Origin of the sequence: Pseudocitrobacter sp. 73, from assembly GCF_008369545.1 — a bacterium.
In the GTDB taxonomy this organism is placed as follows: Bacteria; Pseudomonadota; Gammaproteobacteria; order Enterobacterales; family Enterobacteriaceae; genus Pseudocitrobacter; species Pseudocitrobacter vendiensis.
This window is the reverse complement of sequence record NZ_VTZO01000019.1, coordinates 52,983-72,759: the sequence shown is the minus strand read 5'-3', so window position 1 is coordinate 72,759 and position 19,777 is coordinate 52,983. Positions and strand designations below refer to the sequence as shown.

The 19,777-nt window shown below is 49.8% G+C and carries 21 protein-coding genes and 1 pseudogene; 12 read left to right on the top strand and 10 right to left on the bottom strand.

What is annotated here, in order from left to right; translation table 11 throughout:
* The first annotated feature begins 3 nt into the window (after positions 1-3).
* From F0Q32_RS18615 to F0Q32_RS18590, 6 genes and pseudogenes are all read left to right on the top strand, one after another.
* Positions 4-318, top strand: a complete 315-nt coding sequence (locus F0Q32_RS18615) for a PTS sugar transporter subunit IIB (RefSeq protein ID WP_149464248.1) — start codon at positions 4-6, stop codon at positions 316-318.
* Entirely contained in the window at positions 311-1,678 is a 1,368-nt protein-coding gene (locus F0Q32_RS18610) for a PTS sugar transporter subunit IIC (protein ID WP_149464247.1), read from the top strand. Before F0Q32_RS18615 ends, F0Q32_RS18610 begins: the two co-directional genes overlap by 8 nt.
* Positions 1,665-2,507 (top strand): annotated as a pseudogene (locus F0Q32_RS18605) (ketose-bisphosphate aldolase). Before F0Q32_RS18610 ends, F0Q32_RS18605 begins: the two are co-directional and overlap by 14 nt.
* A 58-nt stretch (positions 2,508-2,565) precedes the next feature.
* A complete protein-coding gene (locus tag F0Q32_RS18600; RefSeq protein WP_149464246.1) occupies positions 2,566-2,835 on the top strand; it encodes a hypothetical protein in 270 nt (89 codons plus the stop codon).
* 9 nt (positions 2,836-2,844) lie between these two features.
* Positions 2,845-3,282, top strand: a complete 438-nt coding sequence (locus tag F0Q32_RS18595) for a PTS sugar transporter subunit IIA (RefSeq protein WP_149464280.1) — start codon at positions 2,845-2,847, stop codon at positions 3,280-3,282.
* A complete protein-coding gene (locus F0Q32_RS18590) occupies positions 3,279-3,833 on the top strand; it encodes an AAA family ATPase (protein WP_149464245.1) in 555 nt (184 codons plus the stop codon). Before F0Q32_RS18595 ends, F0Q32_RS18590 begins: the two co-directional genes overlap by 4 nt.
* Positions 3,834-3,855: 22 nt before the next feature.
* On the opposite strand, the gene F0Q32_RS18585 is transcribed toward F0Q32_RS18590, so the two are convergent.
* Together F0Q32_RS18585 and F0Q32_RS18580 are read right to left on the bottom strand one after the other, a co-directional pair.
* Positions 3,856-4,179, bottom strand: coding sequence for an AzlD domain-containing protein (locus tag F0Q32_RS18585; RefSeq protein WP_149464244.1), 324 nt, complete (start codon positions 4,177-4,179; stop codon positions 3,856-3,858).
* A complete protein-coding gene (locus tag F0Q32_RS18580; RefSeq protein WP_149464243.1) occupies positions 4,179-4,844 on the bottom strand; it encodes an AzlC family ABC transporter permease in 666 nt (221 codons plus the stop codon). The genes F0Q32_RS18585 and F0Q32_RS18580 overlap by 1 nt, the downstream gene beginning before the upstream one ends.
* A gap of 102 nt (positions 4,845-4,946) precedes the next feature.
* Between F0Q32_RS18580 and F0Q32_RS18575 the strand changes: the two genes are divergently transcribed.
* Positions 4,947-5,495 carry a helix-turn-helix domain-containing protein gene (locus F0Q32_RS18575; protein ID WP_149464242.1) on the top strand — a complete coding sequence of 183 codons (549 nt, stop codon included), beginning with the start codon at positions 4,947-4,949 and terminating at the stop codon, positions 5,493-5,495.
* A gap of 383 nt (positions 5,496-5,878) precedes the next feature.
* Positions 5,879-7,276, top strand: coding sequence for a carbohydrate porin (locus tag F0Q32_RS18570; RefSeq protein ID WP_149464241.1), 1,398 nt, complete (start codon positions 5,879-5,881; stop codon positions 7,274-7,276).
* A gap of 64 nt (positions 7,277-7,340) precedes the next feature.
* Here F0Q32_RS18570 and rhaM read toward each other — a convergent pair whose 3' ends face one another.
* From rhaM to rhaB, 5 genes are all read right to left on the bottom strand, one after another.
* Positions 7,341-7,655, bottom strand: coding sequence for an L-rhamnose mutarotase (gene rhaM, locus F0Q32_RS18565; protein ID WP_149464240.1), 315 nt, complete (start codon positions 7,653-7,655; stop codon positions 7,341-7,343).
* Positions 7,652-8,800: a lactaldehyde reductase gene (gene fucO / locus F0Q32_RS18560; RefSeq protein WP_149464239.1), complete on the bottom strand. Its 1,149-nt coding sequence runs from the start codon at positions 8,798-8,800 to the stop codon at positions 7,652-7,654. The genes rhaM and fucO overlap by 4 nt, the downstream gene beginning before the upstream one ends.
* A gap of 69 nt (positions 8,801-8,869) precedes the next feature.
* Complete coding sequence (gene rhaD / locus F0Q32_RS18555) at positions 8,870-9,694, bottom strand: rhamnulose-1-phosphate aldolase (protein WP_149464238.1); 825 nt, start codon at positions 9,692-9,694, stop codon at positions 8,870-8,872.
* A gap of 128 nt (positions 9,695-9,822) precedes the next feature.
* Positions 9,823-11,082, bottom strand: coding sequence for an L-rhamnose isomerase (rhaA, locus tag F0Q32_RS18550; RefSeq protein WP_149464237.1), 1,260 nt, complete (start codon positions 11,080-11,082; stop codon positions 9,823-9,825).
* Positions 11,079-12,548, bottom strand: coding sequence for a rhamnulokinase (gene rhaB / locus F0Q32_RS18545; protein WP_149464236.1), 1,470 nt, complete (start codon positions 12,546-12,548; stop codon positions 11,079-11,081). The genes rhaA and rhaB overlap by 4 nt, the downstream gene beginning before the upstream one ends.
* A gap of 300 nt (positions 12,549-12,848) precedes the next feature.
* Between rhaB and rhaS the strand changes: the two genes are divergently transcribed.
* Both rhaS and rhaR read left to right on the top strand, forming a co-directional pair.
* The gene (gene rhaS / locus F0Q32_RS18535) at positions 12,849-13,685 is read left to right on the top strand and encodes an HTH-type transcriptional activator RhaS (RefSeq protein ID WP_149464235.1); all 837 of its coding nucleotides are present in this window, start codon (positions 12,849-12,851) and stop codon (positions 13,683-13,685) included.
* 71 nt (positions 13,686-13,756) lie between these two features.
* Entirely contained in the window at positions 13,757-14,605 is an 849-nt protein-coding gene (rhaR, locus tag F0Q32_RS18530) for an HTH-type transcriptional activator RhaR (RefSeq protein ID WP_149464234.1), read from the top strand.
* Here the strand turns inward: rhaR and rhaT are convergent, their stop codons facing one another.
* On the bottom strand, positions 14,606-15,640 hold the full coding sequence (gene rhaT, locus F0Q32_RS18525) for an L-rhamnose/proton symporter RhaT (RefSeq protein WP_149464233.1): 1,035 nt from the start codon (positions 15,638-15,640) through the stop codon (positions 14,606-14,608).
* A gap of 370 nt (positions 15,641-16,010) precedes the next feature.
* Between rhaT and sodA the strand changes: the two genes are divergently transcribed.
* Positions 16,011-16,631: a superoxide dismutase [Mn] gene (gene sodA / locus F0Q32_RS18520; RefSeq protein ID WP_015966516.1), complete on the top strand. Its 621-nt coding sequence runs from the start codon at positions 16,011-16,013 to the stop codon at positions 16,629-16,631.
* A gap of 554 nt (positions 16,632-17,185) precedes the next feature.
* Positions 17,186-17,857: an oligogalacturonate-specific porin KdgM family protein gene (locus F0Q32_RS18515; protein ID WP_149464232.1), complete on the top strand. Its 672-nt coding sequence runs from the start codon at positions 17,186-17,188 to the stop codon at positions 17,855-17,857.
* Positions 17,858-17,959: 102 nt separating this feature from the next.
* On the opposite strand, the gene F0Q32_RS18510 is transcribed toward F0Q32_RS18515, so the two are convergent.
* Both F0Q32_RS18510 and F0Q32_RS18505 read right to left on the bottom strand, forming a co-directional pair.
* Positions 17,960-19,267 (bottom strand): TRAP transporter large permease, encoded by a 1,308-nt coding sequence (locus F0Q32_RS18510; RefSeq protein ID WP_149464231.1) that lies wholly within the window; start codon positions 19,265-19,267, stop codon positions 17,960-17,962.
* A 1-nt stretch (position 19,268) separates the two neighbouring features.
* On the bottom strand, positions 19,269-19,766 hold the full coding sequence (locus F0Q32_RS18505) for a TRAP transporter small permease (RefSeq protein ID WP_149464230.1): 498 nt from the start codon (positions 19,764-19,766) through the stop codon (positions 19,269-19,271).
* Positions 19,767-19,777 lie beyond the last annotated feature (11 nt).

Here is a 19,777-nt window from a genome sequence, read left to right as displayed (position 1 = left end):
TACATGCTGAAAATTCTTTGCGTATGTGGCTGCGGCCTTGGTTCGAGTTTTGCCATCGAAATGACGGCAAAGGCTGTTTTGAAAAAACTAGAGATTCCTGCGCAAATTGAACATACTACGGTATCTGAAGCAGGAGCATTTAAATCAGATATTATTCTCACGCAAAAGACATTTGCAGATATATTAACAGCAGATGCCAGTGCTGAAGAAATAAAAAGAGTTATCGTCTTGAATAAGCTCACAGATAAAGATGAAATTGAAGATAAGATTATCTTATTCTTAAAGGAGCGTAATTTGAAGGTAGCAGATCATGAATAGCTTCATAGAATTTATCGTAAAAGATTTGCTCGGGCAGGCTTCAATATTGATCGCATTTATTGCGATGTTGGGGCTGATATTACAAAAAAAATCACCAGGGAAAACGGCTGAAGGAACATTTAAAACCTTACTTGGTTTTTTAATTATGATGGCCGGTATTAATATCATTGTTGCTACACTGACATTCCTGAATGATATTTTTACCCAAGGTTTTGGTATGAAGGGCTACATCACGGATGTAGCTGCTATTGCGGGCCTTGCCAACCGGGAATTGGGTTCAGAGGTAGCGCTGACGCTGATGGTTATTTTTGCTGTAAATATCATTATTGCGCGTCTTACGCCTCTAAAATACATCTTTCTTACCGGGCAGGCTTTGCTGTGGATGGCGACCATTGGTGCGGTCATTGGCTATAAAGCAGGGTTAACGGGGCTGGCACTGATCCTGACGGGCGGCATTTTTGGTGGCGCGATGGCCGTTTTGATGCCAGCGCTGGCGCAACCGGTAGTCAGGCGTATTACCGGCTCAGATGATGTTGCACTCGGGCATTTCTGCACGATTGGCTATCTGGTGCAGGCTGCGGTGGCTAAAGTTGTGGGTAAAGGCTCCCGATCTACAGAAGATCTGGAGTTACCTGATAACTTTAAGTTTTTGCAGGATACCTACCTTGCGATGGCCGTAGTGATGGTTCCTATGTATCTGATTCCTGCGTTGGCAGCAGGGCCGGAATACATTGGTAAGTTTTCTAACGGTGTTAACTACCTGATGTACGCGTTTATGCAATCCATCCAGTTTGTGGCTGGTGTGTTTGTCCTTTATAGCGGTGTGCGGCTGTTACTGAATGAATTGGTTCCAGCGTTTCGCGGCATCGCAATGCGTATCGTCCCGGACGCGAAGCCTGCACTGGATTGCCCGGTTCTGTTTCCTTATGCACCTAACGCGGTCATCGTTGGATTTCTGGCGACAACAGTCGGCTCGATTATCGGTATGTTGGTCTTTCCAATGTTTGGTCTGGCGATGATTTTACCTGGGCTATTAACCAACTTTTTTGCCGGCGGTACGGCTGGCGTATTTGGCAACGCAATGGGCGGGCGACGTGGTGCAGTAATTGGTGGTGTAGTCCACGGTTTATTTATCACATTCCTACCTGCGATTCTGGTTCCGATGCTCGAAAGCTATGGTTTTACCGGTGTAACGTTTAGCGATTCGGATGTTATTAGCTCAGGCCTGGTATTAGGCCACGCATTCCAGAATAACTGGTTATTTGTTGCCTTGTTTATTGTTTTTGTTGCCGCACTGGCATGGTTCGTAAACGGTAAATCAACAACACCGAAAGGGGAAAATGTTCATGAGTCTGTATAATTTCAATGATATTCTTAGCATTGCTAAAGAGCGGAACTTTAAAGCAATAGGTTCATTTAATTTGCACTGTATTGAAATGCTACCTGCTTTTTTCAAAGCGGCACAACAGAGCAACAGCCCATTAATGATTCAGATCTCAACCGGAACCGCAGAATATCTTGGTTATCGATTATTAGTAGATTCAGTATATTCTTTAGCAAAAAGTGAAAATGTTCAAACGTGTTTACATCTAGATCACTGTTCGAATATTAATGCTATTGAAACCGCAATGGATGCCGGATTTTCATCCGTTATGTATGATGGCTCCCATCTTTCTCTGGAAGAGAATATTGCTAATACACGTATTGTTGTTGAAATGGCGCGACCACGGAAGATAACTGTCGAAGGGGAACTCGGCGCAATTGGCGGATCAGAGGATGGTAAAGCCGTTGCTGCAGAGGATATTTGCTTCACAACAGTAGAAGATGCGAAGCGATTTGTGGACGAGACGAACGTAGACATGCTGGCCGTTTCTGTGGGGACTGTTCATGGTTTATATACTGGTAAAGCGCAAATACAGCATACGCGTTTGCAATAGATTAGCGCCAAAACTGGGGTACCGTTGGTTCTCCATGGAGGTACGGGTGTGAGCGATGAAGATATACGACTGGCAGTCACGGAAGGAATCAATAAAGTCAATGTTGGCACGGAAATGAATGTACAGTGGGTCGATCAATGTAAAACGACTTTTGAGAAAGGGAAAGTCAATGATAGTGTGCGGAAATTTTTAATTCCTGCAAATAACGCTGTTACCAAAGTATTAATGGAAAAGATCGCTTTATTTAAATAATCTTCACTACGCTTAATTATCAGGTTTGCCCTGTCATCCGTCAGGGCGGGAGATGACTATGTTTCAATTATTGAAATCATTATGGAAAAAAGAGGAACACTTATCACAAGATTATGATGAGCAATCCTCCATTCTGGCTGCAGAAATAGCATCGCTGGAGAGTCAACTTCAGGGCGAGCCTGGTAATAGTGAAACACAGAAAGCATTAATGTTGATTTATAATCGTGCATTGTCGGTATATGCGAAAAGCAAAACGTATCGACAAGAAGTTGATTCGTTATTTATACGTATCGATGAATTACGCAATATTATTCGGCGTAATATCTAAGGAGTAATGATGACGATAAAAGATTCCCTTGTAGAAGCTGATGCAATCCAGGTTGGCGTTCAGGAGTCTGACTGGCAGAAAGTGATCCACCTTGCTGCTAGTCCGTTGGTGAAGAAAGGTTATATCTCCACGCAGTATGGTCAGGCAGTGATTGAAAACACGCTGGCTCACGGAGCCTATTATGTTTTCGATGAGGGGATTGCGATTCCTCATGCTCGGCCTGAATGTGGTGTCCGGCATAACTGTTTTAGCCTGGTTTTGCTTGATAAACCGATTTCTTTTGCTGATAGTGAAGCCGCGGATATAGTGATTATGTTTGGCGCGCAGGACAGCAATGCGCATATTGAAGAAGGGATACAGGCAATCGTTGCATTGCTCGACAATAGCGAACGTCTGGCAAAGTTACGTGCGGCACACTCAAAAGAAGAGGTGATCGCACTGTTATGAAACAAGATCTGTTAGTGAGTGGAAAGACGGTTATTTTAGTCAATGGAATCCCTGCTTCAGGAAAAAGCACGGTTACCCGCCAGCTTTCAGAAATATTTGGCATACCCTTTCTGACTATCGATGGCGTTAAAGAGCCTTTCATGTCTCGCTTTACCGATATCGATAGGGCTTTTAACCGACAGCTCGGTTATGCGGCTTACGAAGTGATTTGGTCTATCGTTGGGCAGTCGCCTGCCAGTGTTGTCTGGTTAGTTGATGCCTGGTTCGGCTTTCAGTCACGTGAAGTATTACAAAAGCTGATGCAACAGGCTGGGGTGGAAAATGTGCTGGAGATCTGGAACCAGGTATCGCCAGAACTTGCTGTTTCGCGTTATGCGCAGCGCTTACAAGATCGTAAACCCGGACATCCTGGTGAGGATTATCTCCCGGAACTTGCCTCGTTGGCGGAGCGTGCGCAGCCAATGCAGATTGGACCAACTTTTATTGTTGATCAGCAAACGTTACCCGATGTTCAGGTTCTTAGTGATTGGGTAAAAACGCACATCCAGTAACGCGCCCTCGGGGCGCTTTTTCTTAATGTATTCCCGCCAACCGCAACAACCCCGTCACGATCGCCGCCGCGAAAATCACCACGATTAACGGGCATTTTCTCCACGCCAGAAATACCGCGAAGCCCACGCCCAGAACACGTGCCAGACCGGCAAAATGTTCACCTTCGTAAAAGGTGGTTGCCAGCGCCACGGCAAATAACAACGTGGTAGCGGCATCTGATAACAGCGCCTGAGATCGTTCAGAAAACTGTAAACGCCCGCCCAGCTTTGCTCCGCCCAGGCGCATTAAATAGGTACCCGCAGAAAGCAGCGCGATTCCCAGAATAATCAGCGTGGTGTCGTCCATTATTTTCTCCTCGCCAGTAAGCCGAGCATGGAAAGCAGGACGGGTAAACCGACCGGCGCGAAAGGTACGGAAGCCAGTGAGATAGCCGCTCCGCTGGATGCGCGGATAAGTGACGTTTTACTTTTCTTCAGTGCCGGAAGCACTAACGCCAGCAGAATGGCCGGGAACACGGCATCGAGGCCAATAGTTTCCGGGGAGGGAAGAAGTTTGCCGACGCCCGCACCCAGAAGCGTTCCCGCAGGCCAAACAAAAGCAACACCCAGCCCGCATAGCCAGAATGCCGCTTTACGTTGTTCTGGGGTCGGTTGTGATAGGCCAAAAACGACACTCTCATCATTCATAATGTGGCAGCCGAGAAAACTCAGCATGCGTTTGCCCACCAGGTCACGGACGGTAATACCAAACGGGAAATGGCGTGCGTTAACCAGCAGTCCCGCTACCGCTGCCGCGAGTGGGTTCCCGCCACTGGCAACGATACCGATAAACATAAATTCAGATGCGCCCGCCAGTACGGTGAGTGAAAGAATGAGCGGCACCCACAGCGGAAAACCGTACGCCATTGCCAGCGAGCCGTAGGAAACTGCGACGATCCCGACCGCAAGACAGACCAGGAAAATCGCTTTTAAGGTGTCACCTTTCAGGCAACCAAAATGTTTTTTGAACATGACCGTTGGCTATATCGAACGAATTTCCATTATAATGAACGCAACAGAAGGGCTTTTCAAGATGATAAATTCATCCAATCAATAGAAAAATGGAGTGGCATTATGACGCAGCCAATCAGCGTGATCGCAAAAAGTCTGGTACGCGAGCGTATGAGGACAGGGCTGTCTTTGGCGGAAATCGCCCGTCGTGCCGGTATTGCGAAATCGACGCTCTCCCAGCTTGAAGCGGGAAATGGTAATCCTAGCCTGGAAACGCTGTGGTCGCTCTGCGTCGCGCTGGATATCCCTTTCAGCCGTCTGCTCGAACCACAAGTGCAGAAGACGCAGGTGATTCGTCGGGGCGAAGGGGTGAAAGTGCTGGCGGAGCAGGCGAATTATCAGGCGACGCTGTTGGCAACTTGTCCACCCGGCGCGCGTCGCGATATCTATCTGCTGACAACGCAGCCAGGCGCGGATCGTATCTCACAACCCCATCCTGTCGGTTCGGTAGAACACATTATTGTGATGCAAGGTCGCGCGCTGGTTGGGTTAACCGATGCGCCGGAAGAGTTAAGTGAGGGGGATTACATCTGCTATCCTGGCGATCAGGCGCATATTTTTAAAGCGCTGGAGCCTGATACCCTGGCGATTCTGGTTGCTGAGCAAAATTAGCCTGTCGTGCGCACGTCTGTGCGCACAATCATATATTTAATCTATTTCATATATTTTGTAATTCATATTATTTATATAAATAATAAATTGAATATAAAATTAAATTCCTTCAAAAAATATTAACGTCTGTTCATTTATTTAATTTTATTTCCAGTGTTACCTTGCTCACGATATGAAGAATGTCTGCATTTACTTGCGGAACTATTTGGCTAATATTTATTAGCTTCTGAGGCGTGAGAAACCAAATCAATGGGATTGATGCTGTAATGTGATTTTGCGCCCGGCTGCTCTACTAAAACTATATTCATCAAGTTTATATAAAAAAGATGAATAAGATCGCGCAGAGTTTTGCTAATTATTAGTTATCTCAAGGAAAGCGAATAATGAAGAAAACAACATTATCTATCGCCATTGGTTTGTTGTTAGTGGCAAACACCGGTGTTGCAAAACCAAGAACAATGACGTTAGAACAGCGTCTGGAAATGCTTGAAAATCGTCTGGAAGCTGCGGAAAGCCGCGCGACTCAGGCAGAGCGTAAAGTTCAGCAGCTTCAGGTTGAACAGGCCGCGGAAATTAAAGAAATTAAGGCCGCGCAAGGTAATACAGCGGTGAACGGGCAACAATCTACGGATGAAACCCGTAAAAATGTCACTATGCCGACGTTAAATCTTTCTGGCTATGGCGATATCAAATTCTACGGCGACGTGGAATTCAATATGGATGCGGAAAGTAAGCACGGTATGCTGGCCGCCACCAATGCAAGCTTAAGCAGTGACCCTACAAACGAACAGTGGAATATCAATGGTCGTGTAGCACTGGGCTTTGACGGCATTCGTAAAATGAATAACGGCTACTATGCCGGTTTCTCTGTCCAGCCGCTGGGTGATTTGAACGGTACGGTCAACCTTGATGATGCGATGTTCTACTTTGGCCAGGAAAATGACTGGAAAATCAAAGTGGGTCGCTTCGAAGCATACGATATGTTCCCGCTTAATCAGGATACCTTCGTAGAGCATTCGGGTAACACCGCGAATGACCTCTATGATGACGGTAGCGGCTATATCTATATGATGAAAGAAGGTCGTGGTCGTTCCGATGCGGGCGGTAACTTCTTGTTAAGTAAACAAGTTGATAACTGGTATTTCGAAGTGAACAGCCTGCTGGAAGATGGTACCTCCTTGTATCAGGATGGCGAATTCCACGGTCGTGATATGGAGCAGCAGAAAAACGTAATTTATCTGCGTCCCGTTATTGCATACTCCCAGGATGAGTTCTCTATTTCTGCGGCAATGGAATCGAACGTCATTAATAATGCGTACGGTTACACCAACAGCAACGGTAAATTTATTGATCAGTCCGACCGTACCGGTTACGGCTTAACCATGACCTGGAACGGCCAGAAAACCGATCCGGAAAACGGAATTGTGGTTAACCTGAACACCGCGTATCTGGATGCCAACAACGAAAAAGACTTTACTGCAGCAGCAAACGCCTTGTGGAGAAACTTCGAACTCGGCTATATCTACGCGCATAACACCATCGATGATTATGCTGGCCTGATTAAGCACGACGACGACGACTGGATTTATAACGAAGGTACTTACGATATTCATACCATCCATGCTTCTTATTTGATTCCGGATGTAATGAATATGAAGAACTTCAATATTTACCTGGGCGCGTACTACTCTATGATTAACAGCGATAACGATAACGCGAAGAATCATACGGATAACGATGACCGCTACGGTGCTCGCGTTCGCTTCAAATATTACTTCTAAGGTTTATTCAAACCGACATAATAAAAAAGCCTGCATCGCAGGCTTTTTTATGTGAGAGAAACACTTAATCAAGATAAAAAACGTTTTTCAATTCTACGCTTATCGGGCTGTTATCCGGATTAGCCGGCATAACCTCGGTCATGTACTTCCACCAACGCTGGCAAACGTCGGTATTCGCCACCGCGTTCCAGCGCTCTTCTGATTCAATTTCTACCGTCGCGAACAGCAGGTTACGCTCTTTATCGAGATAAATGGCGTAATGGTGCGCACCGTGGGACTTTAGCGTGGCTTCCAGTTCCGGCCAGATAGGGTTATGACGACGCTGATACTCTTCATGCGCGTCGGCATGCACCTGCATCACAAAGGCTTTGCGGATCATAACGCCTCCAGATACAGCTCGCGAACTTCATCACGGCTGGCGGTACGCGGGTTGCACGGCGCGCAAGGGTCAGCCAACGCTTTGTCCAGCCAGCCTTCGATATCTGCTTTCGTCACGCCCAGCTTGCTGAAACCTTCCGGAATACCCACGCGGGCGCTCAGTTTACGAATCGCGTTGATGGCTTCCATACTGGCTGCTTCATCGCTCATGCCCTGTGTATTGACGCCCATTGCCTGCGCGACGCGTGCAAAACGCGCGACGGCGTTCGGGCGGTTAAAGTTTTCGATGATCGGCAGCAGGATGGCATTGCACACGCCGTGCGGCAGATTGTGCGTTGCGCCCGGTTGGTGCGCCAGTGCGTGTACCAGGCCAAGACCGGCGCTGTTGAACGCCATTCCTGCCAGATACTGACCAAACGCCATCTGCTCGCGGGCTTCCAGGTTATGGCCATCATCGACCGCTTTCGGTAGCCACTGGGTGATCAGACGAATGGCTTCCAGCGCGTTGGCGTCAGTTAGCGGATGCGCGCCAACGGAAACGTAAGCTTCAATCGCGTGAGTCAGCGCATCCATACCGGTGGCCGCGGTGACGGACGCCGGAATGTCCAGCATCACGCTGGCGTCATCTACGGCGATATCCGGAATAATATTGGAATCGATAATGACTTCTTTCACCTGGCGCGCGGTATCGATGATCACTGCGTTGCTGGTCATCTCGGCGGCGGTGCCTGCGGTGGTGTTAATGGCAACCAGCGGCACGCCGGCATTTTTAACTTTGCCCACGCCGGAGTAGGCGGTAGACGGGCCAGGGTTGGCGGTCAGAATTTTGATCGCTTTGGCGGTGTCGATCGGGCTGCCGCCGCCAAAGGCGATGATGAAATCGCAGTTCGCGTCCTGATACGCCGCAAAGCCTTTTTGCACCAGTTCTTCGGTGGGGTTAGGAAACACCTCATCAAAAAGATGGTAAGACATATTCTGCGCATCGAGTGCGGTAAACAGGCTATCCAGCAGACCCAGCTTCACCAGTTGCCCGTCGGTGACTACCAGCGCTTTGCCCCACTGTTTGTTCGCAACAAGGTTGACCATATCGGCAATCGCGCCCGCACCGTGCAGGCTGATTTTGGGAAGCGCCAACATAAAGCTCATGATATTTCTCCTTAAATTAAAAGCCCTATGTCCGGCGGCAACCGTTGTCGCCGGGCGTGAGCGGATAGGTTAGAGCGCGAGGGCGCTGGCGAGCGGGGTAACACTAAAGCGTTTGCCAAGCGCAATCAGCTCTTCACGCGTGATGGTCTGTTTCATGCCGCCCATGGAGTAGACTTTCACCAGCACTTCTGCGGATTTCTCGGCGGTATCGATCAAACCAAACGCCTCGTCCAGCGTCGGCCCGCTGCCGAATACCCCGTGGAACGGCCACAGCACCAGCGAGTGTTTCTGCATTTCCACAGCGGTCGCCTGGCCGATTTCGTCCGTGCCCGGCACCATCCACGGCAGAATGCCGACGCCGTCCGGGAACACCACCAGACATTCGGTGCTGCCTTCCCACAACTGGCGGGTGATCACGTCGGTGCGATTTTCCAGCACGTAGGTCAGGGCAATCAGGTTGGTGGCGTGGCAGTGCATGATCACGCGATCTTTACCGTTGGTTGCCTTGATGCGTTCGCAGTGCGACAGGAAGTGGGCTGGTAATTCAGACGTCGGCACCGCCTCATGGGTTAATCCCCACAGGATGTGATAGCCCGCGCCGTCGCTGTCCACTTTAACGACGCCGATGTTTGCGGCGGTATCGAGCTGAACGTTGCGGAAGAATTTCCCGGAGCCGGTGACGATGAACGGGGTGTTCGCCAGCAGCGGCATCGGCTGGCTGAGTGCGATATAGCGTGGTTCTTTGTGGAAATCAGCCTCGTAAGGAGCGATGTCGGCTTCGTCCAGACGTAGCGTCAGGTTACCGCCGTTACGTTCATCCCAGCCTTTCAGCCAGGCGTCAGAGGTGGCTTTGATCATTCCCTGGACGAACCAGGATTGAGTGATGGATTGCATAGTATTCGAGTTCCTGTTTGGGCGGTGCGGGGGTTACCCCTCACCCTAACCCTCTCCCACAGGGAGAGGGGATTGTCTGGTTTTGATTTCACCCTCTCCCTCAGGGAGAGGGCTGGGGTGAGGGTTGTTTACCCGCGTTTACTCAAAATATCTTTTTCATACGCGCGTACGTTCTCCAGCCACTGGCTGCCCGCAGGCGTGTCGTGGCGCTGGCAATACATTTCCCACACCGCCTGCCATGGCAGAGATTTCTGCTCTTCCAGCAGCGCCAGGCGTGCGGTGTAATCGCCATCCGCTTCCAGCTTACGCAGCTCATCGACGGGTTCGAGCAGGGCGCGCAGCAGGGCTTTCTTCATGTTGCGGGTACCGATAACCCACGCCGCGATGCGGTTGATGGAAGCATCGAAGAAGTCGAGGCCAATGTGTACGCGGTCGAACAGATCGTTGCGCACAATTTCGCTCGCGATGGCCTGAGTTTCGTCATCCAGCAGCACCACGTGGTCACTGTCCCAGCGCACCGGGCGGCTGACGTGCAGCAGCAGACGCGGAACGTACAACATGGCGGAGGAGATTTTGTCGGAGATCACTTCCGTCGGGTGGAAGTGGCCCGCATCCAGGCACAGCGCGGTCTGGCGGCTGGCGGCGTAGCCCATATAGAATTCGTTAGAGCCCACGGTGTAACTTTCTGCGCCAATACCGAACAGCTTGCTCTCCACCGCATCAATGTGGTGCGCCGGGTTCAGTTTTTCGCTAATGACTTCATCCAGTGCATTGAGCAGACGCTGGCGCGGCGCCAGGCGGTCGACGGTGATATCTTTCATGCCGTCCGGGATCCAGATATTCATCACTGACGGCGTGCCCAGTTGCTCACCGAAGTAAGCGGAGATGCGGCGGCTGGCCTTGCAGTGATCAATCCAGAACTGACGAATTTTTGCGTCCGGATGAGAGAGCGTGAAGCCGTCGGCGCTCAGTGGATGCGAGAAGCAGGACGGGTTGAAATCGAGACCCAGTTGATTCGCTTTCGCCCATTCCACCCAGTTTTTAAAGTGCTCAGGTTTAATCTGATCGCGGGAAACCGGCGTCTCAGATTCGAGGTAAATAGCGTGCAGATTCAGACGCTTGGGACCTGGTATCAGGCTCAGTGCCTGTTCCAGATCGGCACGTAGTTCAGTCGCGTTGCGCGCTTTTCCTGGGTAATTCCCTGTCGCCTGAATGCCGCCAGTCAGGTTGCCTTCCGGGTTTTCAAAACCGGCGACGTCATCGCCCTGCCAGCAGTGCATGGATACCGGTAGGCGATCGAGCTGACGCAGGGTCTCTTCGACGTCGATGCCAATGGCGGAATAACGCTGTTTCGCCAGTTCCCAGGCTTGTTCAAGTTGAGTGGTCATGCGCAAAGCTCCTTTGTCAGTCGTTTTTGCTGAAACTGCGCAACGTAGCGGGCAATTTCATTTTCAGGATGAGGGGTGAAGGTGGTCAGGCCGTAGTTGTCGGTCACCACCTGACGGAAATCATCAACGGTGCCCAGTTCTTCCAGCGTCATCAGCTGAACACCGATATTGCCGAGCGTGGAGGCCTCAATCGGGCCCGCCACCACCGTCACGCCGCAGGCGTCGGCACAAAGCTGGTTGAGTAAGTGGTTCTGGCAACCGCCACCGACAACATGCAGCTGGCTGAACGGTTTTCCGCGCAGGTGTGCCAGTTCGTGCAGAATGTCGGCGTAAAGCAGGGCAAGGCTGTCGAAAATACAGCGCGCCAGTTCGGCAGGGCGCTGCGGCACCGGCTGCGAGGTCTCGCGGCAGGCGGCCTGAATTTCAGCGCTCATGTTGTCCGGGTTAATAAAACGGTCTTCATTGGGGTTGATCAGGAAACGGCAGGCGCTGAGTTGTTCCGTTTCGGCAATCAATGCAGGCAGGTCAGTGATGTTCTGCTCTTTAATCACACGCTGAAGCAGCCACAATCCCATAATGTTTTTCAGCACCCGATAACGCCCCTCTGCACCGCCTTCATTGGTGATATTTGCTGCCAGGGCATATTCGCTGGTGTATGGCGTAGTGCTTTCAAAGCCCATCAATGACCAGGTACCGGATGAGAGATAAGCGGCGTCTTTGTTCGCCAGCGGCGAAGCAATGACTGCGCTTGCCGTGTCATGGCTCGCGACGGCCACCACCGGGATTTTGTTGCCCAGTGGGCAAATCCAGTGACCAATCACGTTGCCAGGATGCGTTGGCGTTCCGAACCATTTCGGTGATGCGCCGGTCCAGTTCAGCAGGTCTTCATCCCAGTTATCAGTCTGAATATTGACCAGCTGCGTGGTGGTGGCGTTGGTATATTCCCAGTTCATTTTGCCGGTCAGGCGATAGCTGAAGTAATCGGGGATCAGCAGGGCATGGGCCGCCTCGGCGGCGATTTCCGGCTGCTGTTCAACCAGCGCGCGTAGCTGATAGAGTGTATTAAACGGCAGGAACTGAATACCGCTGCGGCGATAGATTTGCGCTTTCCCGAGCTGTTCAATCGCCCGCGCCATCACACCGTCGGTGCGGCTATCACGGTAGGAGACCGGCAGGCCTAAGCGCTGACCGTCGCGATTAAGCAGAACGTAATCCACGCCCCAGGTGTCGATACCGATGCTGTCGATCAGGATGCCCTGTTCGCACACCTTGTTCAGGCCGGTGCGGATCTCCGCCTCAAGCCCGTCGATATCCCAGGTATCAAATCCATCCTGTTTTTGCAGGCAGTTCACGAAACGGTGGATTTCGTGCAGAGAGAGTGTGTGTTGCCCGGTGTCGTAGCGGGCAAGCATCACGCGTCCGCTGGATGCCCCTAAATCGACGGCCACACAATGGCGAAGAGTCATGGCTGGAGTCCTTCTTAATGTCATTGGACCCAGTCTAAGAAGCGCGTACGAGCGTGACCTTCTCATCACTGACAGCAAAATGGACGGCTGGCAAGAAAGCAAAGGTAGACGTGAGAGAGCTCACAATTTCCGCCAATCGCCCCGTATTGCGCGGGTGTGACGCTCTCCGCAATTCCCGATCTTTCCCGGCCTTTCTTGAAAAAACGACCAGGTTTGCGCCCTTTGGTGTCGAAACTTTAAGGTGAGGTTAGCCACCCCCGATTACTATCCTGATAACTTTTCTCATTGAGTGGGGGCGTTATGACCGTATTGCACAGTGTGGATTTTTTCCGTTCAGGGCGATTACCTGTAGCGATTGAACCGCGACTTCCGCAGCCCGCTTTTCCTGAGCATCATCATGATTTTCATGAAATTGTGATTGTTGAGCAGGGGACCGGTATTCATGTTTTCAATGGTCAGCCGCATACCATTTGCGGCGGTACGGTCTGTTTTGTTCGCGATACGGATCGCCATCTTTATGAGCACACCGATAACCTTTGTCTGACCAATGTCCTTTACCGCTCGCCGGAAGCGTTCCAGTTTCTTTCCGGGCTCGATCAACTGCTGCCGCAGGAGAAAGAGGGTAATTATCCTTCCCACTGGCGCGTAAGCCAGAGCACCCTGCAACAGGTGCGCTTTATCCTCGAGCAAATGGCGCAGGTGGATGACAACATGGATGCAGCAACACTCGCCAATCGCGAAATTCTCTTTATGCAACTGCTGGTGTTGCTGCGTCGTGGAACCCAGGTTGCTGGCAGTGTTGATAATGACGCACGCCTGAACCAGTTGATGGCCTGGCTGGAAGAGCATTTTGCGGAAGATGTCTGCTGGGAAGCGCTGGCCGAGCAGTTTTCGCTGTCGCTGCGCACGCTTCATCGCCAGCTTAAACACTCGACGGGCCTGACGCCGCAGCGTTATCTCAATCGCCTGCGTTTGATTAAGGCCCGCCATCTGCTGCGCCACAGCGACGAAAGCGTAACGGATATTGCCTACCACTGTGGCTTTGGCGACAGCAACCACTTTTCCACCCTGTTCCGCCGGGAATTCGACTGGTCACCGCGCGATATTCGCCAGGGCCGTGATGCCACCTTGCAGTAACGCGGCGGCTATCAACGTTTTCTCAGCGTAGAACTGCGACAATAGTGCGTTATAAGTCGTGAGGTATGGCTGTGTCGGGTCACTTAGTTCTGCGAAAAGAGGAATTCTTTGCTCGCCCCGGGCAAGCGGTGGCGGTCGCCGATCGTTATCCGCAAAACGTCTTTGCGGAGCATACCCATGAATTTTGCGAGCTGGTGCTGGTCTGGCGCGGAAACGGCCTGCATATGCTCAACGATCGCCCTTATCGCATCACGCGGGGCGATCTCTTCTACATCCGCGCGGAAGATAAACACTCCTACGCCTCGGTTAACGATCTGGTTTTACAGAATATTATCTACTGCCCCGAGCGGCTGAAGCTTAATCTGGACTGGCAAAACTACCTGCCCGGACTGAACGGCAGTGCCTGGACGCCGCACTGGCGCATTGGCAGCAACGGAATGACTCAGACGCGGCAAATCATCACCCAACTGGAGCATGAAAGCCGTAAAGATGAACCGCTGGCGAATGAAATGGCCGAGTTGCTTTTTGCCCAACTGGTGGTCTCTTTCAAACGTTATCGCTACGCTACCGATAATCTGGAAGCGACGCAAAGCGAAGCATTGCTCGACCGATTGCTGAGTGCGCTTGCCGGAAGCCTGAATCGTCCATTTTCTCTCGATCTGTTTTGTTCGCAGGAAGGTTGTAGCGAACGTGCGCTGCGTCAGCAGTTTCGCCAACAGACAGGCATGACGGTGAATCACTATCTGCGTCAGTTGCGCATCTGCCACGCGCAGTATTTGTTGCAGCATACCGATTTGATGATCGGAAAGGTGGCGATGCAGTGCGGTTTTGAGGACAGTAACTACTTTTCGGTGGTGTTTAATCGCGAGGTGGGGATGACGCCAGGTCAGTGGCGTCATCGCACCGGAGTGGTTGCCTGATTAACTCGCCATACCCAGCCCAACAATATTCGCCGCGATGATAATCACCACGCAGCCGACACTCAGCACGCCGACCGGACGGCGACCGGCATTGGCCCACTCTTTCAGCACCAGACCAACCAGACCACCGCACAGCACGTAGAAGCTCATGTGCAGCATCCAACTGATGTATTCATACTGCGCCGGAATTTTGGCATGGCCCCAGGCGTAGAAGAAGAACTGCAAATACCACATCAGGCCGCCCAACGCGGAGAGCAATACGTTGGTGATGATCAGCGGTTTTGCCAGCGAGAAGTCCGCTTTTACTGACAATGTTTTCACTTTTGCCAGACGAATAAAGCAGAATCCGAGATTGATCAGCGCGCCGCCACCCATGATAACGACATAGCTAGGCAGTGCGACGTAGAGGGGGTCAACGCCCAGCGCAGCCGCCGCTTCGTGCATCGGTTTTGCAGCACTCATCGCGAATGACATTCCTGCTGAGAAGATGCCGCACATCACCGCCAGCAACAGCCCTTTCTTGAGGTTAAAGTCTTCCGCTTTAATGCCCATGTTGCGCTCTTTCAACTGGCCCGCGCGGGTGACGATGCCCACGCCGATCAGCGCAACCAGCACGCCCAGCAGCGTCATGCGGCCGCCTTTGGTGTTGATCAGCACATCAAAGTTACCGTTCAGAATCGGCGTCATTAGCGTGCCGACAATCAGCGTAATGCCAATCGCAATCCCGATGCCCATCGACATGCCGAGATAGCGCATCGTCAGGCCATAGTTGATATTGCCGATGCCCCACATCGCGCCGAAGAGAAAGACCGGCATCAGGGTTGAGGCGCTAAATGAGCCGTAGTAGGCCCAGAAATTGGGTAACAGCAGGGAACTGATTGTCCAGGGGAGAATAAGCCACGACACGGTGCCACCAACGGACCACATCGTCTCCCAGGACCAGTGTTTGACCTTCTTGAAAGGGGCATAGAAACAGGCTGCACTGGCTGCGCCTATCAAATGCCAGAAAATGCCCATCATAATCGCATTATTCATTATTGTTTCCTCAACGGGTTGTTGTTGGTTCAGGCTTCCTGCCAACCCGTTGAGCTTAAAAAGTATGCGATTTATTAACCTTCCATTAATTGCCACCGTGAATCAAATAATGACCATCAGAGCAATGTCGTGGTGAGTGGCTTCACACTTTTACATTCTGCGTAAAAAGCCAGGCGGTTGTGCCTTTCACATTGATAGGCAACGTATTTCTGGCTTGTAAGCCTCGTAAAATCAGGCACATAACAGAAAGTTATAACCTTATAAAAACTACGGCATTGATAATCATTTTCAATATCATTTAATTAACTATAATGAACCAACTGCTTACGCGGCGTTAACACTTTGCCGCCCGACAATAATGGAGAAGATTATGAGCTATACCCTGCCATCACTGCCTTATGCATACGATGCCCTGGAACCGCACTTCGATAAGCAGACGATGGAAATCCATCACACTAAACACCACCAGACCTACGTGAATAATGCGAATACCGCGCTGGAAAGCCTGCCGGAGTTCGCTTCCCTGTCTGCTGAAGAACTGATCACCAAACTGGACCAGATCCCGGCTGAGAAAAGAACCTTCCTGCGTAACAATGCCGGCGGCCACGCTAACCACAGCCTGTTCTGGAAAGGCCTGAAAAAAGGCACCACCCTGCAGGGTGATCTGAAAGCAGCTATCGAGCGCGATTTCGGTTCCGTTGACAAATTCAAAGAAGAATTCGAAAAAGCGGCTGCGACCCGTTTCGGTTCCGGTTGGGCATGGCTGGTGCTGAAAGGCGACAAACTGGCTGTTGTTTCTACCGCTAACCAGGATTCCCCGCTGATGGGTGAAGCTATCTCTGGCGCATCCGGCTTCCCGATTGTGGGCCTGGACGTTTGGGAACACGCTTACTACCTGAAATTCCAGAACCGCCGCCCGGACTACATCAAAGAGTTCTGGAACGTGGTGAACTGGGACGAAGCTGCTGCACGTTTCGCAGCTAAAAAATAAGTTTGTATCCATAGCCTTGCCGTAAGGTGAGGTACGAAAGCCCCCGCAGGGTTAGGCTGCGGGGGCTTTTTTATTTAACGTCTGACTGTTAGGTCGGCGCTTTTAAAAATATGCCTGTGTTAGTTTTATGGATTCAAATTGCGCTAACATATTTTAAGCATGTTTGCCTTTGTCAGAATGCCATAGATTATTAGTACATGGCACTCCAGCCAGGATAATCGCTAATTGCATCGCTAATAGCTAAATAGCGAGATTATATTTGTGTTGGTAATAGCTAATATTTATTAACTCACTAACTGAATAATTGTAAGAAAACCTTTTTATTCATTTGGTTACATTCTTTTTTGCCGGGTAATACATTCATTTAAAAGTCTATTTTTATTATTTTCTTTATTTTATGAATATATTTTTCATAAATTTATTGCGTATTTTTGAATTTGCGCTCAAATTTAATTAAAAAATCACAATGATATTGAATCATTTTTATATGGATATTAACGTTAGCGACAGTGCCTATGGCATATGTTGATATTAATTAATATGGATATTATTTTATGAAAAAAGCGCTTCTTCTTTTGTTGCCTCTGGTTACCACCAGCGCCCATGCGGTCTATGTTGATGTTCGTCATGAGTTTCTTGATGATAGTAAAGCAAATTATGACCGTGCTTATATATCTCATCGATTTGGTAACGGTTTCGGTTTTGCCATTGAAGCTATTTCAAAATCAGGTGGCGACGATACCGATCGTCCATTCAATGATATGGAAGTACAGGGTAATGAATATACGGTAAGTTATCAGTTCAAAACTGGAGATGTTGCATGGCAACCGGGTTTTGTACTCGAAGCGGGTAATGGCTACTCAACATACAAGCCCTATTTGCGAGCAACCTGGACATTAAATGAAAGCTGGTGGGTAGGTGCGCGTTACCGTTTTGAATATGTACGTCGATCTTCTGATGATCGCGATGATGATAAAATAAATCGTATGGATGTCTGGGCTGGATATAAATGGAATAATTTTGACTGGACTCTGGAAGGGATTTACAAGAAAGCTAATAAGTATGATCAGTTTGATAATGGTAAGGATAACTACGAATTCAATTTCAGAACGGCTTACCTGATAGGCCAATGGTCTCCGTTTGTTGAAGTTGGTAACGTTTCTGTAAGAAGCACGAGTGATGAGCGCCAAACACGTTTCCGTGTTGGTATCGGTTATACGTTTTAATCATTAATTCCTCTGCCTTTGCTTTTCTTTTGTCGGTTATCCTTACGGATAACCGATTTTTTTTACATCCCCCTCTTTCATACGAGAAAGAGGGGGTATGTTTTACATAACACCGAGCAGACGCGGCAGGAATAACGTTAACTCAGGCAGATAGGTAATCAGTAAAAGTACACTGATGATCGCCATATAAAAAGGCATCAACGGTTTTAAAACTTCTTCTACTTTAACCTTGCCGACACTTGCGCCAACGTATAACCCACTGCCGACAGGAGGAGTGATTGTACCAATTGCCAGGTTATAGATCATGATGATGCCAAAATGCACGGGATCAACACCCAGTTTAACCATTATTGGCAGTAAAATAGGGGTGAATATCAGAATTGCAGGGCCAATGTCCATAAATGCGCCGATAATTAACAAAAATACCGTAATCACCAGCAAAATGAGCGCCTTGCTGTCAGAAATGCTCAGAATCATTTCGCTTAGCGCAGTGGGAATATTGGTTATCGACATGGAGAATGACATTGCGGAGGACGTGGCCAAAAGAAACATAATGATACCCGTCATCACGGTCGTCTGAATAAATACAGACGGCATATCTTTTATTTTCAGTGTCTTATAGCATATCAATGTCAGGAAAAGGGTATAGACGACTGCTATAGCAGAGGCCTCAATGGCCGTAAATATACCTTTTACGATGCCACCCACGATAATCACGATCAATAGCAGGCTCGGGACTGCTTCGAGGGTTACCTTAAGCGCCATTCCTTTTTGCAGCGCAAAAAAGACGCGATAATTATGTCGCTTTGCCACAAACCAGGTGACGAGCATGCAGCCTACACCCCACAGTACGCCAGCGACCATTCCTCCTGCAAATAGTGCTGCAATGGATGTACCGCCACTGGCCAGTGCATACAGAATAAAGGCTGTGGTCGGGGGAATGAGCATGCCGGTAGGAGCAGAAGCAATGTTAACGGCGGCAGCAAAGCTGCGGCTGTATCCTTCTTTTGCACTCATCGGTACCAGCACGCCGCCAATCGATGTTGATGCTGCAATTGCTGAGCCGGAAATAGCACCGAACATCATATTACCGACGATGTTAGTGTAAGACAGTGCGCCGGGCAGGCGGCCGGTAAACAGTTTGGCAAAATTGACCAGTCGGGTAGCTATCCCCCCACTGTTCATTATCACACCAGATAAAACAAAGAAGGGGACAGCCAGAAGAGCAAAGCTATCGAGGCTGGAGAACATTTTTTGCGCGGTCGCAAACATTGAAATATCGAACGGCAGCGCCAGCATCATCGTGCAGGTAGAGGCGATTACGATACAAATACCAATTGGCGCTCCCATTGCCAGGAGCACAACAAATACGCCAATCAGAGTCAGTGAGGCTGAAATAGGATCAATCATGTCATTTCTCCACATGCTGTGAGTAAGGAGAGGAGAGGGCTTTTAGCGCATCGATAATGTTCATTACGCTGTAAATGATGATGAGCACTCCCGCAATCGGTAGTGCGTAATAGACTTGCCCCATCGGAATCCCTAATGCGGGCGAAACCTGTAGCATTGATATGGATGAAATTTTCAGACCGCCGATAATTAAAATCCAAACGGAGAATGCAACGAACGTTAGCTGTAGAATGATCAGCCAAATACTACGCAACCGTGGCGATACTTTGTCGACGAGGATGGTCAAGCTGATATGTTGTTGTTTACCCGCGACATAAGCCATTCCCAGCATGGAAATCCAGACCAGTGAGAAGCGCAGAAGTTCTTCGGTAATGGTACTGGGCTGGCCAACAATGTAACGACTGATAACCTGCCAGCACGAGACCGCGACCATCATTGCCAGCACCAGACAGCAAACCACCTCCAGTACACGGTCAAGCCACTTCCTTATTAATTCCATTTTTTTCCCTT

Bases quoted from the DNA above. Each gene is read 5' to 3' on its own strand.
- F0Q32_RS18615 (WP_149464248.1), top strand. From the start codon at position 4: ATGCTGAAAATTCTTTGCGTATGTGGCTGCGGCCTTGGTTCGAGTTTT.
- F0Q32_RS18610 (WP_149464247.1), top strand. From the start codon at position 311: ATGAATAGCTTCATAGAATTTATCGTAAAAGATTTGCTCGGGCAGGCT.
- F0Q32_RS18600 (WP_149464246.1), top strand. From the start codon at position 2,566: ATGTTTCAATTATTGAAATCATTATGGAAAAAAGAGGAACACTTATCA.
- F0Q32_RS18595 (WP_149464280.1), top strand. From the start codon at position 2,845: ATGACGATAAAAGATTCCCTTGTAGAAGCTGATGCAATCCAGGTTGGC.
- F0Q32_RS18590 (WP_149464245.1), top strand. From the start codon at position 3,279: ATGAAACAAGATCTGTTAGTGAGTGGAAAGACGGTTATTTTAGTCAAT.
- F0Q32_RS18585 (WP_149464244.1), bottom strand. From the start codon at position 4,179: ATGGACGACACCACGCTGATTATTCTGGGAATCGCGCTGCTTTCTGCG.
- F0Q32_RS18580 (WP_149464243.1), bottom strand. From the start codon at position 4,844: ATGTTCAAAAAACATTTTGGTTGCCTGAAAGGTGACACCTTAAAAGCG.
- F0Q32_RS18575 (WP_149464242.1), top strand. From the start codon at position 4,947: ATGACGCAGCCAATCAGCGTGATCGCAAAAAGTCTGGTACGCGAGCGT.
- F0Q32_RS18570 (WP_149464241.1), top strand. From the start codon at position 5,879: ATGAAGAAAACAACATTATCTATCGCCATTGGTTTGTTGTTAGTGGCA.
- rhaM (WP_149464240.1), bottom strand. From the start codon at position 7,655: ATGATCCGCAAAGCCTTTGTGATGCAGGTGCATGCCGACGCGCATGAA.
- fucO (WP_149464239.1), bottom strand. From the start codon at position 8,800: ATGAGCTTTATGTTGGCGCTTCCCAAAATCAGCCTGCACGGTGCGGGC.
- rhaD (WP_149464238.1), bottom strand. From the start codon at position 9,694: ATGCAATCCATCACTCAATCCTGGTTCGTCCAGGGAATGATCAAAGCC.
- rhaA (WP_149464237.1), bottom strand. From the start codon at position 11,082: ATGACCACTCAACTTGAACAAGCCTGGGAACTGGCGAAACAGCGTTAT.
- rhaB (WP_149464236.1), bottom strand. From the start codon at position 12,548: ATGACTCTTCGCCATTGTGTGGCCGTCGATTTAGGGGCATCCAGCGGA.
- rhaS (WP_149464235.1), top strand. From the start codon at position 12,849: ATGACCGTATTGCACAGTGTGGATTTTTTCCGTTCAGGGCGATTACCT.
- rhaT (WP_149464233.1), bottom strand. From the start codon at position 15,640: ATGAATAATGCGATTATGATGGGCATTTTCTGGCATTTGATAGGCGCA.
- sodA (WP_015966516.1), top strand. From the start codon at position 16,011: ATGAGCTATACCCTGCCATCACTGCCTTATGCATACGATGCCCTGGAA.
- F0Q32_RS18515 (WP_149464232.1), top strand. From the start codon at position 17,186: ATGAAAAAAGCGCTTCTTCTTTTGTTGCCTCTGGTTACCACCAGCGCC.
- F0Q32_RS18510 (WP_149464231.1), bottom strand. From the start codon at position 19,267: ATGATTGATCCTATTTCAGCCTCACTGACTCTGATTGGCGTATTTGTT.
- F0Q32_RS18505 (WP_149464230.1), bottom strand. From the start codon at position 19,766: ATGGAATTAATAAGGAAGTGGCTTGACCGTGTACTGGAGGTGGTTTGC.